The sequence below is a fragment of the Pantoea alfalfae genome, from assembly GCF_019880205.1.
Lineage (GTDB): Bacteria > Pseudomonadota > Gammaproteobacteria > Enterobacterales > Enterobacteriaceae > Pantoea > Pantoea alfalfae.
Genome location: NZ_CP082292.1, coordinates 3960057 through 3973606, shown reverse-complemented (window position 1 = coordinate 3973606; position 13550 = coordinate 3960057). Strand labels below are relative to the sequence as shown.

The following is a 13550-nucleotide window of genomic DNA, read 5'->3' as shown; positions in this document are numbered from 1 at the left end:
GGCGGACTCCACTCGTACAAATTCGATAAGAATAGTAGGCGTTACTCTAAGAAACGTTCATTTTTGACACAGACGCTAAGAAAGCGCCTGCGACCGCTATCAGCGGTTTCCCGTCCTGCAATCATTGGAGGATCGTCAGCGGAAGGGCGGATCATAGCGCAAAGCGAGGCAGAGATCTTCCCTTTCTACACAGTTTTGATCCTTTTTATCCACAGGCCTGAGACGCGCAAAAGAAGTTTACGCCAGTTGCGGGAAAAACCAGCAGGGATCTGGTGGAATGCGCTAAATCTTCGGGCGACATCTCATTTTATCCCCAGGATCCGCCAGGCCGATCGCAATAAGATCCCGCGCGATCCTTGCGCTTTAGTGCGGAGCCCGTATAATTCTCCACCCGAGATTGAGCCATCAGGCGCAAAGTCGGGACTCAGCGGGCTGTAAGCGGGTTTTCAGGTACCGTTGCACGCGAAGTAAATTGACTCGGGACTGTACAATTATTACAATCCCGCCTCTTTATTAAAGACACATTGAGGCGTAGGTCGATTTACTGGCCCGAAACGCGTCACCCAGTGAAAATTTTCAAGTTTAGGTAGAAACCGCCATGAAACGCACTTTTCAACCGTCCGTACTGAAGCGCAACCGTTCACACGGTTTCCGTGCTCGTATGGCAACAAAAAATGGTCGTCAGGTTCTGGCACGTCGTCGTGCTAAAGGCCGTTCTCGTCTGACCGTTTCTAAGTAATAAAGCAAGCCCTGATGGGTAAGCTCGCATTTCCCAGGGAGTTACGTTTGTTAACTCCCACTCATTTCACTTTCGTCTTCCAGCAGCCACAACGGGCTGGCACGCCGCAAATCACTATTCTCGGCCGCCTTAACGCGCTGGGGCATCCCCGCATCGGTCTCACCGTCGCTAAAAAACATGTGAAACGCGCTCATGAACGCAACCGGATCAAGCGATTGACCCGCGAAAGCTTTCGTCTGCGTCAACATGAACTGCCGTCGATGGACTTCGTGGTGGTTGCGAAGAAGGGGGTTGCCGATCTGGATAACCGTATGCTGGCGGAAGCGTTGGAGAAATTATGGCGTCGTCACTGTCGCCTGGCGCGCGGCTCCTGATCGTCCTGATACGCGTCTATCAACGCGGTATCAGTCCATTACTGGGACCACACTGTCGGTTTCACCCGACCTGCTCTCATTACGGAATTGAGGCGTTACGCAGGTTTGGCCTGATAAAAGGCAGTTGGTTGACATTAAAACGCGTATTAAAATGCCACCCTTTGAACCCGGGTGGTGACGATCCTGTGCCGCCAAAAACCTTTGATACCAGAGAACATTAACGATGGATTCGCAACGCAATCTCTTTCTCATCGCTTTTCTGTTCGTGACCTTTATGATCTGGCAAGCCTGGCAGACGGACCACGCTCCGCAGCCACAGCAGACGCAGACCACACAGGGCACCAACAGCGTAGCGGGTGATACCGCCAGTCAGGGTGTACCGGCCAGCGGTCAGGGCCAGACGATCACCGTTAAGACTGATGTCCTGTCATTGAATATCAACACCCGAGGCGGTGATGTTGAACAGGCACAGCTGCTGACTTTCCCGGACAAACTGGGTTCAGACCAGCCGTTCCAGCTGCTTGAAACAACGCCAGCGTTCCTTTATCAGGCTCAGAGTGGTTTAACCGGTCGTAATGGCCCGGATAACCCGAACAACGGCGCGCGTCCGCTGTTCACTACCGCGCAGGATCACTTCGAGATGGCTGATGGCCAGTCCGAACTGCGTGTGCCGATGACCTATACCGCTGAAAATGGCGTGGTTTACACTAAAACCTTCATCTTTAAGCGTGGCGAATATGCCGTTAATGTCGATTATCATGTCAACAACACTACCCAGCAGCCGCTGGAAGTATCGCTGTTTGGCCAGCTGAAGCAGACAATTGATCTGCCTAAGCATCGTGATACCGGCAGCAACAACTTTGCTCTGCATACCTTCCGTGGCGCGGCCTACTCCACCAGCGAGTCGAAATATGAGAAGTATAAATTCGACACCATCGCGGATAACGAGAACCTGAACGCGACGACCAGTAATGGCTGGGTTGCGATGCTGCAGCAGTACTTTGCCACTGCATGGGTTCCGCGTACTGAAGGCACCAACACCCTTTACACCAGCAACCTGGGTAACGGCGTGGCAGCGATTGGCTATAAATCTGCACCGGTCACCATCGCCGCGGGCGCACAGCAGAATCTGGGTGCAACGCTGTGGGTCGGCCCGGAAATTCAGGACAAGATGGCCGCGATTGCGCCGCACCTTGATCTGACCGTGGATTACGGCTGGTTGTGGTTTATCTCTCAGCCGCTGTTCAAGCTGCTGAAATTTATTCACAGCTTCATCGGTAACTGGGGCTTCTCCATTATCGTGATCACCTTCATCGTGCGCGGCATCATGTACCCGCTGACTAAAGCGCAGTACACCTCGATGGCTAAGATGCGTATGCTGCAGCCGAAGATTCAGGCAATGCGTGAGCGTCTGGGTGATGACAAGCAGAAGCAGAGCCAGGAGATGATGGCGCTGTATAAAGCAGAGAAAGTGAATCCGCTGGGTGGCTGTCTGCCGCTGGTGATTCAGATGCCAATCTTCCTGGCGCTCTACTATATGCTGTCAGGCTCGGTTGAACTGCGTCATGCGCCATTCATTCTGTGGATCCATGACCTGTCAGCGCAGGACCCGTACTACATTCTGCCGATTCTGATGGGCATCACCATGTTCTTCATTCAGAAGATGTCACCGACCACCGTGACCGATCCGATGCAGCAGAAGATCATGACGTACATGCCGGTGATCTTCACCGTGTTCTTCCTGTGGTTCCCGTCAGGTCTGGTGCTGTACTACATCGTCAGCAACCTGGTGACCATTCTCCAGCAGCAGCTGATTTATCGCGGCCTGGAAAAACGTGGTCTGCATAGCCGCGACAAGAAGAAAGCGTAAGCGATCCAGCGCGGGAGCCATCCCGCCCTAAAATAGTCTATTCTCAGGCGGTCAAAGCGACCGCCTGTGTTTTTTTTAGCGAGAGAAAATTTATGAGCCACAGCGATACCATTGTTGCCCAGGCGACGCCACCCGGACGCGGCGGCGTCGGCATTCTGCGCGTCTCTGGCGCGCAGGCGGCAGAGGTTGCCCGCCAGTTGCTGGGTAAACTGCCTAAGCCCAGATACGCCGATTACCTGCCGTTTACTGATAGCGACGGCAGCGTGCTGGATCAGGGCATTGCGCTGTGGTTTCCCGGTCCTAACTCCTTTACCGGCGAAGATGTGCTGGAGCTGCAGGGTCACGGCGGCCCGGTGATCCTCGATCTGCTGCTGAAGCGCATTGTGGCGCTGCCGGGCGTGCGTATCGCTCAGCCGGGTGAGTTCTCTGAGCGGGCGTTTCTGAACGACAAGCTCGATCTGGCGCAGGCCGAAGCCATTGCCGACCTGATTGATGCCAGCTCTGAGCAGGCGGCGCGTTCGGCCGTGAACTCGCTACAGGGCGCGTTCTCCACCCGGGTCAATCATCTTGTGGAAGCACTCACTCACCTGCGCATCTATGTCGAAGCGGCTATCGACTTCCCGGATGAAGAGATCGATTTCCTCTCTGATGGCCGAATCGAAGCGCAGCTGAATACGGTGATCGGTGATCTGGATGCGGTCCGTGCCGAAGCGCGTCAGGGCAGCCTGCTGCGTGAAGGAATGAAAGTGGTGATTGCGGGCCGCCCCAATGCGGGCAAATCGAGCCTGCTGAATGCGCTGGCAGGCCGTGACGCCGCTATCGTTACGGACATTGCGGGCACCACCCGTGACGTACTGCGTGAACATATTCATATAGATGGCATGCCGCTGCATATCATCGACACCGCTGGACTGCGTGAGGCCAGTGACGAAGTCGAACGTATCGGGATTGAGCGTGCCTGGCAGGAGATTGAACAGGCTGACCGCGTGCTGTTTATGGTGGACGGCACCACCACCGATGCCACCGAAGCGGCGGCTATCTGGCCCGATTTTGTCTCCCGCCTGCCGCCGGAACTGCCGATTACCGTGGTCCGCAACAAGGCGGATGTCACCGGTGAGCCTTTAGGCCTGACAGAAGTGAACGGTCACTCACTGATTCGCCTGTCGGCACGCACCAGCGAGGGCGTCGATGCACTGCGGGATCACCTGAAGCAGAGCATGGGCTTCTCCGGCAATATGGAAGGCGGCTTCCTGGCGCGTCGTCGTCATCTGCAGGCGCTGGAGCAGGCGGCAACGCACTTACAGCAGGGAAAAGCGCAACTGCTCGGTGCCCGGGCCGGTGAGTTACTGGCGGAGGAGCTGCGTGTTGCTCAGCAGGCGTTAAGTGAGATTACCGGTGAATTCACCTCTGACGATCTGCTGGGCCGTATCTTCTCCAGCTTCTGTATCGGTAAATAGCTTTCCTGGCCTGGCGGCAGCGCTGTCAGGCCTGCGTGTCCACACGTCTCCTTCGTCATGACCCTCCTTATGCGTGCCACCGGGGCTGATTCTTGCTGATATGGCGAGCCAAAGATCGACAGATGTAAAGCGTATGGTAAGACGGTAATTTACTATTACTATGTAAGTATCTAACTTTATAATACTATCAGTAGTAACTATGCGTGACGATAAATCAACTATCTGGTTTTTCCGGGAGACCCATTTCGATCGTTTCAAGAGATTTGAGCATGTAGGGGGTGAAATCGACATCTTTTCCGTCGACGAGCATTGATCTTGAACCGCAGAAAGCAGAATAGCTCTGGTTTTGTATCAGGCAGAATGACAGTTTTTTCTTTATCCCTTTCTTTTTTTCCTCCAGGGGAATATTGCGGTTTACTATCGCATAGCCACGGGCATTGACGGACCGGATATTATACAGCTCCAGAGGCTGCAGCTCGCTCAGGCTTTTGATGCCATAAACTTCAAGGGAACGCTGTGTATTTTCCCTGCCTGGGGCGTACTTTTCCTTTTTCCAAATCCCTGTTTTTTTATCAAGGTAGACTCTTTCAGGCAGGACCTGTCCCGGTCCGTATCCGTTGCTGATGATATCTACTGCATATAGACAAAGCCACGGGTTGGGACCTGATGGCGGATATTTATTATGTTCAGGTGGGTAGAATAATTTCAATGAAACAATTCCACAGCCCGTATCCGCCAGATAGTCATATCGATGTAATATTTTTTGGTAAAAAGGCAGAACACTTAATTTGTCTGGAGCGGTAATTTCCGGAAATATTTCTCCCGAGGAAAAAAACGGGATTGCCATCAGCAGCAGCAATTTTTTCATCAGCCTCTCCTTAGCTGGTCTGATTCGGGTTTTTCGTTGACCGGGTTGTTATGGCTGTCCGGGAATTTCTGCTCGGTAAGGACGGCTATCGCGCTGCCGTAGACGCAGCAGCGGCTATCAAACCCGTTCAGCCCCTGATAATGTTCATTATCGATCTGACCCGGCAGGTTAACGGCGGCGCTGGCCCGCCAGAAGGCCGGGCTGCGGTAGTAAATCTTTCTCCCGCTCTGCCGGGGAGTGACGCTGCACCGCTCCAGCACATGTTCGGCATCCGCATAGGGGGCCATATCCCTTGCTACCCAGTAAAATCCGGCGCTGCTGGCCGCCTCATGCAGGTCGCTGCTGACGTTATTCCGCCAGCGGATAATATTTTCCGGGACGTGGTTTTCGGTATCAGACAGGTGATTGTCGGTATAGCGAATGCCGCGGTGTAAATACAGACGACTGTATTCATTTATCAGGATGTTCCTGATATTTTCCGGGCAGGTCCGTCCCCGGAAGCTGAAATAATCTAAGTAGTTTTCAGGATTAGTCAGCTGTAGCAGGCCGCGCCCGTACCACGGGTAATACCAGATGTTGTAGCGCCGGATGACCTGATGGGTGCGCGGGTCTGTTTCCGTATAGCGGTACTCTTCCTCCATCGATCCCAGCCAGCCCGTTTCCTGAATGCCGTTTCCCAGGAAGCAGGCGATGCGCAGCGGGGTGGTTATCAGGTATTTCTGCATCGTCCTGTTTATGTGCGTACGGATAGTGTCCGGGATGCTACCATCAGCATCCCGGTAACTTATGGCCTCCCAGCGGTAATCATTCCGCCCGGCCGCTCTTAATGCGTTCCGTGGAACAAGCTGCTTCAGCTCTGATTTGCTCAGCCAGCAGCATTTGCGAAAGTGGGTAATGAAGGCCACTGGATGGAAATGCCACAGCCTGCCGGTGCCGTGTTCACCGGTCTCAAAGCACAGCGCTGAGGCATGACTTTTCAGCCGTTCATAGTCTTCTTCTGACATGGCAGGAACATCGTCAGAGCCGGTTCTGAGCCAGGCATAGCGCTGGTCAAAGGTGGCAAAATTCCACTCCAGCGGAAAATGGCAGACCAGACGGCTGCTCAGGTCACCGAAATGCCCGCAGTCCTGCAATCCGGCGATAAGGGGAGAATTACACTGACTGTTGTTGTCCGTGTCATCGTCCACCATCCGCCAACCCGTCCAGTGCGGAAAGTCGGCATCGCTGAATTTTTTGATGTCAGGGGAAGCCAGGTTAACCATGCCCGTTCCGCCGGGGAAGCTGACGGTACGCCATAACGGCGCATCAGCAGGCGTCAGGGTTTCATGTTCAGTGCTGATGACCCGCCCGAAACGGAGCAATTCGAGCCCGGCAGACGGATTCTGCGGGTACAGACGGCACGCTGTCCGATACAGGTTATATTCATACGGAATTTCATCATCAGTATCCTGTACAGCATCTGCATTCACCAGCGGATCCCCCACCGTGTCGAAACGTGCCGCCGTGGTGGTGTTCTGCCTGCGGGTTACCATCGTGCAGTCGCCTTTTTCGAAGGTCATGCTGACGAATAACGGTTCCGTGGTGGTATGAACTGAATTCAGGCGGTACGTGTCCGGTGAGGCAGCATCAGTCACCGATTCATAAAAGTGTGTACCGGGCGACAGATAAAAATGGATATCGCCATAAAGGGTGTCGGTTCTGCCGTCACGGGTGATATCGAGTTCAGGAGTGATGCGTCCGGTCAGCTTCAGCATGTTCTCGTTGTCACAGAATACCTCAAAGTGAAAGGCATTGGTTTCGCTGACCATACCACTTTGCCCGATACGGTCCTTGCGCCAGACTTTTGCTCCGGCTCTGATTGCCGGGTCCAGCCGGTCCATGAGATGCATGTACAGGGAGTAATAAACGACACGACAGTTTTCACCGATATCGGTCTGATGCTTTAACAGCACATACCCATCATCGGTTCTGCCATCATAATTCAGCGGAAAAGTATCACGTTTGTGTGTGGAAGACGGAGACCGAAAAGAAACAACTTCCCCATCAGCAATAGCGCGGACAAACTCAATACGTTCGTAGCCTTCCTCAGTGCGGTCGGTGTGGAGGACGTGCACGCCCCCGTGCCATGATGCGTGCCGGTTGAGCGGGAAATCCCGGTTTATATCCACGGGCATCATTCTGCTGACCCATGACGGGTCATTTTCTCCGGTGTTCCGGGGGCGGACAAACGGCGGGCTGATTATCATACTGACTTCCTGTCGTGTCTCAGTTTTTAAAACAGCAGGGTAACGTACTCTTTTTTACAAACGTTGAGGGTGGATAATAAAAGATCAGATCTGTCACGTTGCACTGAGGATTGTACAGATCCTAAGATGTGCGACGACTGGTTGTTGAGCTATTGAGTTGTTATCTGTGCCTTTATGATGAAGATTACTATCGCTGCCTTTTAATCCAGTTTGCTACTTTGCGGCGGCAACACGTTGTCGTATAACGGTAGACGCGCCGATCTGACGTGCGGCTATGATCGCGGTGAGTGAACCCCGCCTCATCCCGCCGCGCCGGACCGGACGCAAACCCACTACGTGAACACCGTTGGGCGAGTTTTTTCGCCTGAAACAGGAGAGTTGCATGAGTACACCGCTCGACACTGCCGCACTGGACACGCTGTTTAATGACGCCCGCACCCATAGTTACTGGCAGGCTAAGCCCGTCGATAACGCCCTGCTGGAGCAGCTCTATGCTTTAACGGCACTGGGCCCAACCTCGGCGAACTGCTCGCCTGCGCGATTTGTTTTCGTGACCTCGGCGGAAGGCAAAGAGAAGCTGAAACCGGCACTCTCTTCCGGCAATCTGGAAAAAACCATGAGCGCGCCGGTCACGGTGATTGTGGCCTGGGACCGCGAGTTCTATGAGCAGCTGCCCGCCCTGTTCCCGCATGCTGATGCGCGCAGCTGGTTTACCGGCAGCCCGGAAGTGGCAAAAGAGACCGCTTTCCGTAACAGCAGCCTGCAGGCGGGCTACCTGATTCTGGCGGCTCGTTCGCTGGGTCTGGATGCCGGTCCGATGTCCGGATTTGATCCGGCCAAAGTCAATGACGCCTTTTTCCCCGACGGTCAGTATCAGGTTAACCTGCTGATTAACCTCGGCTATGGTGACGCGTCAAAACTGCATCCGCGCCTGCCGCGACTGAGCTTTGAGCAGGCGAGCCGTTTCGCCTGATGCTGCCCGCGTCGCGAGTCGAATCGCGACGCTTATCTCTGGTCGATCCTCGCGACTCTGCTCATCCTATTCCGAATTTACCCCAATCTGTGCGTTGTCAGGTGCATTAAGGTAAGAAAATTCCTACAATGCGTCTGATGATTATCTGACCATTTTCACGGAGCGACAGATGGCTGGTCATTTTGTACGCTGGACGGGCGATCCCGGCTTCCCGGCTAATGATTTACGCATTCCCCAGGTTATCACCGACACGGCACAGCAGTTTGCTGACAAACGCCGTGGACGATTTCTTGCCGCCCGTACCCTGCTGGCACAACTGATGCTGCGGGTTTATGGCATTAGTGAGCTGCCGCGCCTGCTTATCCAGGGTAACGGACGCCCCGTTTTTGCTGACAGCGATCTGCCCGATTTCAGCATCGCCTATGCGGGCAATACGGTGGGGGTGCTGCTGGCTGAAGAGGGTGGACGTGCGGGTCTGGATATGGAGATTGTGCATGCGCGGAGCCGTCAGACTCAGGAGCAGCTGATTCAGGGATTAACGTCGGGCGAAATCGCCTGGATTAATGCCCAGCAGGATGCCATGGAAGCGGTGACGCAAATCTGGACGTTACGCCAGAGCATTCTCAAGCTGACGGGAGAAGGCGATCGCGGACTGGATTCGCTGCGCCTGTTGCCGGGTGCCGGTCGGCTGCGATCGTCACTCTATCCCGAGATTCAGGTGGTATGTGATGCGGAACCCATGCTGGTCTGGTCGTGCGCGCTGTCGTCTGCGACCCAGCGGCTGTACCTGTGGGAGATGGATAACGCTTTTGAATGGCGTGCATTACGCGAAATCGAGATGGGTAAACCCAACATCGGGCCTCATGCCCTGCGGCTGACCAGTCTGCCCGGCGAGCGCAATCTGCATCCTCAAATGTAAAAAGCCGCAACCGGTGGGTTGCGGCTCTGACTGTGCTTAGTGCGCGTCGATAAAGACAATCTTCAGCACAAACAGCAGCGCAACAATTACCACGCAGGGGCTGATTTCACGCCAGCGGCCGGTGCCCAGTTTCATCACGCAGTAAGCGATAAAACCCAGCGCAATGCCTTCGGTGATGGAAAAGCTGAAGGGCATCATGGCGGCGGTGACAAACGCCGGAACGGCTTCGGTCAGATCATCCCAGCGCACGCGCGACAGGCTGGCGGTCATTAACACGCCAACGTAAATCAGCGCGCCTGCGGCGGCATAGGATGGCACCATTGCGGCCAGCGGTGACAGGAAGGTCACCAGCAGGAAAAGCAGGCCGGTTACCACGGCCATCAGACCGGTACGGCCACCAATCGCCACGCCCGAGGTGCTCTCGATATAGGCGGTCACGGAAGACGTGCCCGCCAGCGCGCCACTCACCGAACTGATGCTGTCGACATAAAGCGCCTGCTGCATCCGCGGAAAGGTGCCGGTTTCATCGGTCAGTCCCGCTTTGTCGGTAACGCCAATCAGCGTGCCGGAGGAGTCGAACAGATTGACCAGCATAAAGGAGAAGATGACGCCCGCCATGCCAATGTTAAACGCACCTTTGATATCGACCTGACCCACCACCGAAGTAATCGAAGGCGGCGCAGAAAACAGGCCGACAAACTTCACGTCGCCCAGCATCCAGCCAATAGCGGTGGTGATCACCATTGAGATCAGCACCGCCGCGTGGATATTGCGTGATGCCAGAATGGCGATAATAAAGAAGCCGAGTGCGCCCAGCAGCACGCTGTGCGAAGTCAGATTACCCACGGCCACGAGCGTATCGGGATTCGGCACGATAATACCGGCATTCTTCAGCCCCATCATGGCGATAAACAGGCCGATACCGGCAGTGATGCCAACGCGCAGGCTCAGTGGGATATTGGCAATCATCCAGTAGCGAACCCGCAGCAGGGTCAGTATCAGCAGGCCGACCGCACCCCAGAAAATCGCGCCCATACCGACCTGCCACGAATAGCCCATCGCCCCGACCACCACAAAAGCGAAGAAGGCATTCAGCCCCATTGCGGGGGCCAGCGCCACCGGCAGATTGGCAAACAGTCCCATCAGAATGCTGCCAAACGCGGCAATCAGACAGGTGGTCACAAACACCGCCTGGGTATCCATACCGGCGACGCCGAGGATCTGCGGGTTGACGAAGACGATATAGACCATCGTCAGAAAGGTGGTGATACCTGCGATCACTTCGGTGCGCACCGTGGTGCCATGTTCCTGCAGCCTGAAGATGCGCTGCAAAACGCCTTGCTTGCTCATGCCATCCATCCAGAAGAAAAAATCATCGGCGCGTATCCTGGCGATTTTACCGGGGCAATACAATGATTTTTCGCAACCGATTGCCAGTCTCGCAATCTGCGCTGAGTGCGGTAGAGTGTGGAGCACACCCCTGAATCGAAGGATAGAGTCTGATGTCAGTTGAATGCGTCTTTTTTGATTGCGATGGCACGCTGGTGGACAGTGAGTTGCTCTGCACCCAGGCCTACGTCAACACGTTTGCCCGTTACGGTCTGGCGCTGTCGCTGCAGCAGATGTTTGAAAAGTATAAGGGCGTCAAACTCTACGACATCATTCGTGACGTGGGCGACGCGCATCAGGTGTCGCTGCCGATGGAAGAGGTGGAGACAGCTTATCGCGCGGAAGTCGCGCGACTGTTCGATCAGCAACTGCAGCCAATTCCGGGTGCGAAAGCGCTAGTGGAGCAGATCAAAGTGCCGATGTGCGTGGTCTCAAACGGGACGGTAAAAAAGATGCAGCACTCGCTGGGCTTAACCGGCATGCTGCCGCTGTTTGCCGAACACCTCTATAGCGGTTATGACATTCTGCACTGGAAGCCCGATCCGGAGCTGATGTACCACGCGGCGGAACAGATGCAGGTGCCGATTGAGCGCTGCATTCTGGTGGATGACTCCGAAGCGGGCGCCCGCGCCGGTATTGCCGCCGGGATCCCGGTCTACTACTACTGTGCTGATCCGCACAATCCTGAACTGGATCATCCGCTGGTGACGCGCTTCGACGACATGGCGCAGCTGCCTGCGTTGTGGCGCGCCCGTGGCTGGGATCTGGTGTAGCGCAGGCCAGCATGACACATACCGTCTGGTTTTTAACCCTGCCTGGCGTCATGGTACTGGATCTGACCGGCCCTGCCGAAACGCTGAAGCTGGCGGGGGATCGCTTTTCGCTGCGCTACATTGGCCCGCAGCCGGAGGTGGTCTGTTCCACCGGTATGACCATTGGCGGCATCGAACCCTTGCCAGAACAGTTGCCCGCCGGGAGCCTGCTGGTGGTGCCGGGCGTCTATGACTCGCAGATCTGTTATTCCACACCCCAGGCCACAGAAGCACGCGACTGGCTGATGCGGCAGCACGCCGCGCTGCGCGCGCAGACCTTTATGCTGGTCTGCGTCTGCTCAGGTGCGTTGCTGGCAGCGCAAGCGGGCATGCTCGATGACGTGCCCTGCACCACCCATCATGATGTCATTGCCCGTCTGAAAGCGGTCGCCCCGCGCGCTCAGGTGCAGGAGAACCGGGTATTTGTCGGGCATGAGAATATCTGGACCAGCGCGGGCATCACGGCGGGGATCGACCTGGCGCTGCATCTGGTGAATCAGCTCTGCGATACGCCAACAGCGCTGGCCGTGGCGCGGGAAATGGTGGTCTGGTTCCGCCGCGCCGGTGACGACCCGCAGCTTTCACCCTGGCTGCGTTACCGCAATCACCTGCATCCGGCCATTCATCGGGCGCAGGACCTGATGATTGCGCATCCTGAGCATGGCTGGACGCTGACCGAGCTGGCCGGGCGCGCCCACGTCAGCAGCCGTCATCTGGCGCGGCTGTTTCGTCAGCATCTGGGGATCAGCGTGCGGGAATACCATGAGCAGCTGCGGGTTGGCGTGGCGCGCCAGCGTCAGCAGCAGGGTGAATCCGCTGAGAAAGCAGCGCTGGCGGCGGGATTTTCATCGGCGCGCCAGCTGCGACGCGCCCGCCAGCGGGAAACCGATCAGCTGACAAAGTGACGGGTATCGACCCGTTTCAGCGCCATCCCCAGCAGCAGACTGCCACCCAGCGTCAGTCCGAACACCCAGGGCAGATCGAGCCACGGACGCGACATATCATCGTAGTGATGCGTGCGCAGATAGTGAATGAACAGCGCATGAAAGCCGTAGATCGGCAGTGAATAGCGCGCAATCACGGTAAAACCGGGCAGCGTGCGCTGATTCAGGCTGTTTTTAAACACGATGAGCAGGCTGATCGCCGCGATAAATACCAGCGGTCCGCAGTAGAGATACCAGGTATCGTTAAACGCCCCGTTGACGATCAGCGCCTTTTTCGTCCCTAACGTAATGCCAATCACACAGGCGATAAACAGCCCGGCGGCCAGCGGGGTCAGGCCGCGCCGGGTCGTGTCCATGGTGCCGATCGCCCGTCCAAGCAGCGCATAGAGCAGGTAGTAAATGCTGTCACCGCTGACATAGAGGTTAACCGGCAGAAAATGGAACGGGCCCAGCGACTGGCTGACCGTATTCGGGTTGGCGAGTACCGCCAGCACCAGCACCAGCAGCGCTACATAGCGTGCCTGCACGGTTTTCACCTGGATCAGCGGCGACATCAGATAGATGCCAATCAGCGCAAAGAAGAACCACAGGTGATAGAACACGGGCTTCTGCAGCATCTTCAGGATCGAACGTCCTTCGCTGATCGGCGTCAGCCAGGTGATATAGGCCAGCGAGACCGCGCTGTAGAACAGCAGACAGAGCACCAGCCGGAGCATATGACGCGGCTGGGCGCTACGTTCGCCGAAAAACAGATAGCCGGAGATCATAAAGAACAGTGGAACACAGACGCGTGATGCCGAGTTCAGCAGATTCGCCACATCCCAGGTCGTGCCGGTTACCGCCATCGGCCCGGTGATATACCAGGTGGTGGTGTGAATCACGATCACCATCAGGCAGGCAACCGCGCGTAAATTATCGATCCAGTAAATCTTCTGCGACATGGCGTCCTCTTGCGCATA

General features: G+C 55.9%; 13 protein-coding genes. 9 read left to right on the top strand and 4 right to left on the bottom strand.

All coding sequences use genetic code 11. The annotated features are described in order from the left end of the window. Positions 1–598 precede the first annotated feature (598 nt). The 5 genes from rpmH to mnmE all read left to right on the top strand — a co-directional run bounded on the left by rpmH (position 599) and on the right by mnmE (position 4440). Complete coding sequence (rpmH, locus tag K6R05_RS18440; protein ID WP_003849659.1) at positions 599–739, top strand: 50S ribosomal protein L34; 141 nt, start codon at positions 599–601, stop codon at positions 737–739. A 14-nt stretch (positions 740–753) separates the two neighbouring features. Beyond that, a complete protein-coding gene (gene rnpA, locus K6R05_RS18435; RefSeq protein WP_008926396.1) occupies positions 754–1113 on the top strand; it encodes a ribonuclease P protein component in 360 nt (119 codons plus the stop codon). Continuing rightward, a complete protein-coding gene (gene yidD / locus K6R05_RS18430; RefSeq protein WP_008926397.1) occupies positions 1077–1334 on the top strand; it encodes a membrane protein insertion efficiency factor YidD in 258 nt (85 codons plus the stop codon). The genes rnpA and yidD overlap by 37 nt, the downstream gene beginning before the upstream one ends. Before the next feature lie 2 nt (positions 1335–1336). Continuing rightward, the gene (yidC, locus tag K6R05_RS18425) at positions 1337–2983 is read left to right on the top strand and encodes a membrane protein insertase YidC (RefSeq protein ID WP_013359606.1); all 1647 of its coding nucleotides are present in this window, start codon (positions 1337–1339) and stop codon (positions 2981–2983) included. A gap of 92 nt (positions 2984–3075) precedes the next feature. Then, complete coding sequence (gene mnmE, locus K6R05_RS18420; RefSeq protein ID WP_161733218.1) at positions 3076–4440, top strand: tRNA uridine-5-carboxymethylaminomethyl(34) synthesis GTPase MnmE; 1365 nt, start codon at positions 3076–3078, stop codon at positions 4438–4440. A gap of 214 nt (positions 4441–4654) precedes the next feature. On the opposite strand, the gene K6R05_RS18415 is transcribed toward mnmE, so the two are convergent. Both K6R05_RS18415 and K6R05_RS18410 read right to left on the bottom strand, forming a co-directional pair. Beyond that, entirely contained in the window at positions 4655–5308 is a 654-nt protein-coding gene (locus tag K6R05_RS18415; protein WP_222924786.1) for a hypothetical protein, read from the bottom strand. Beyond that, positions 5308–7554, bottom strand: a complete 2247-nt coding sequence (locus K6R05_RS18410) for a M23 family metallopeptidase (RefSeq protein ID WP_222924785.1) — start codon at positions 7552–7554, stop codon at positions 5308–5310. The genes K6R05_RS18415 and K6R05_RS18410 overlap by 1 nt, the downstream gene beginning before the upstream one ends. A gap of 382 nt (positions 7555–7936) precedes the next feature. Here K6R05_RS18410 and K6R05_RS18405 point away from each other — a divergent pair, with 382 nt between their 5' ends. Together K6R05_RS18405 and K6R05_RS18400 are read left to right on the top strand one after the other, a co-directional pair. Then, a complete protein-coding gene (locus K6R05_RS18405) occupies positions 7937–8527 on the top strand; it encodes a malonic semialdehyde reductase (RefSeq protein ID WP_222924784.1) in 591 nt (196 codons plus the stop codon). A 169-nt stretch (positions 8528–8696) separates the two neighbouring features. Next, entirely contained in the window at positions 8697–9446 is a 750-nt protein-coding gene (locus tag K6R05_RS18400; protein ID WP_161733210.1) for a 4'-phosphopantetheinyl transferase family protein, read from the top strand. 36 nt (positions 9447–9482) lie between these two features. Here K6R05_RS18400 and K6R05_RS18395 read toward each other — a convergent pair whose 3' ends face one another. Beyond that, positions 9483–10796 carry an NCS2 family permease gene (locus K6R05_RS18395; protein WP_161733208.1) on the bottom strand — a complete coding sequence of 438 codons (1314 nt, stop codon included), beginning with the start codon at positions 10794–10796 and terminating at the stop codon, positions 9483–9485. Positions 10797–10948: 152 nt separating this feature from the next. Here K6R05_RS18395 and yieH point away from each other — a divergent pair, with 152 nt between their 5' ends. Beyond that, the gene (gene yieH, locus K6R05_RS18390) at positions 10949–11608 is read left to right on the top strand and encodes a 6-phosphogluconate phosphatase (protein WP_161733206.1); all 660 of its coding nucleotides are present in this window, start codon (positions 10949–10951) and stop codon (positions 11606–11608) included. 11 nt (positions 11609–11619) lie between these two features. Next, complete coding sequence (locus K6R05_RS18385; RefSeq protein ID WP_161733204.1) at positions 11620–12552, top strand: GlxA family transcriptional regulator; 933 nt, start codon at positions 11620–11622, stop codon at positions 12550–12552. Here the strand turns inward: K6R05_RS18385 and K6R05_RS18380 are convergent. After that, positions 12537–13532 carry an acyltransferase gene (locus K6R05_RS18380; RefSeq protein ID WP_161733202.1) on the bottom strand — a complete coding sequence of 332 codons (996 nt, stop codon included), beginning with the start codon at positions 13530–13532 and terminating at the stop codon, positions 12537–12539. The genes K6R05_RS18385 and K6R05_RS18380 overlap by 16 nt on opposite strands. Between the last annotated feature and the right edge of the window lie 18 nt (positions 13533–13550).